The organism is Geobacillus thermopakistaniensis (assembly GCF_000498995.1).
Taxonomy (GTDB): Bacteria; Bacillota; Bacilli; order Bacillales; family Anoxybacillaceae; genus Geobacillus; species Geobacillus thermoleovorans.
Map to the genome: position 1 here is coordinate 1 of NZ_AYSF01000017.1, position 666 is coordinate 666.

A 666-nucleotide genomic window follows, 5' to 3' on the forward strand; every position below is an offset into this window, starting at 1 on the left:
TGATAAAAATGGTGGCTCGGGACGGAATCGAACCGCCGACACAAGGATTTTCAGTCCTTTGCTCTACCGACTGAGCTACCGAGCCATATATTATTTTTTAACTCGCTCGTTGAATTGCTCTGTGCCTCTTCCTCTACAAGCTGATTCAAAGACGCTCGATGCGTCGAGGCAACTCGAAGCGAATTCGATGAAGCGGATGCTCGTCTCTACCGAATGAGCTGCTGAGCCGTATTTTTCATCTTTCACAATTTTGAAAGAATGGCGGTCCCGACGGGACTCGAACCCGCGATCTCCTGCGTGACAGGCAGGCATGTTAACCACTACACTACGGGACCAATTTTGGTTGCGGGGGCAGGATTTGAACCTGCGACCTTCGGGTTATGAGCCCGACGAGCTACCGGACTGCTCCACCCCGCGATGATGAGAAAGTAAGTTGATTTTCACAATGCTTTTAGTGTTGTTGTTCGTTGCCTCTTCCTCTACAAGCTGATTCAAAGACGCTCGATGCGTCGAGGCAACTCGAAGCGAATTCGATGAAGCAAAGGCTCGTTGCTCCACCCCGCGATGATGAGAAAGTAAGTCAGCTTTTATATTAAGATGGTGGAGGATGACGGGATCGAACCGCCGACCCCTTGCTTGTAAGGCAAGTGCTCTCCCAGCTGAGCT

Annotated in this window: 3 tRNA genes; all 3 read right to left on the reverse strand. The window is 50.6% G+C overall.

Annotated features, from left to right (window positions below):
* Positions 1–9: 9 nt before the first annotated feature.
* Positions 10–85: transfer RNA gene (locus T260_RS136445), tRNA-Phe, on the reverse strand.
* A gap of 174 nt (positions 86–259) precedes the next feature.
* Positions 260–335 (reverse strand) — tRNA-Asp (locus T260_RS136440).
* Positions 336–340: 5 nt separating this feature from the next.
* Positions 341–417, reverse strand: a tRNA-Met gene (locus T260_RS136435).
* Positions 418–666 lie beyond the last annotated feature (249 nt).